We start from the raw sequence: 242 nt of genomic DNA on the forward strand, positions 1-242 counted from the left end.
GACTTATTTCTTTTACCCATATCAGAGATGGTAATTCGATATGAGCGTTACTTCCGTAAATCCTGCCGCTAATGCAACCAACGAATATTATTTGACTCGCCAAAGTCAAATGGAATCGAATGTTCGTAGTTATCCTCGTAAACTACCGTTGGCAATTGCAAAAGCACAAGGCTGCTGGGTTACTGATGTTGAAGGTACAGAGTACCTTGATTGTTTAGCTGGGGCAGGAACATTGGCTTTAG

Annotated in this window: 1 pseudogene; it reads left to right on the forward strand. The window is 41.7% G+C overall.

Going from position 1 to position 242, the window contains the following annotated elements:
* Positions 1 to 40 precede the first annotated feature (40 nt).
* A pseudogene (locus AC2Q9J_RS18415) lies at positions 41 to 242 on the forward strand (diaminobutyrate--2-oxoglutarate transaminase); the annotation flags it as partial.

The sequence above is a fragment of the Planococcus sp. RAB007_Raresut genome (genome assembly GCF_057369535.1).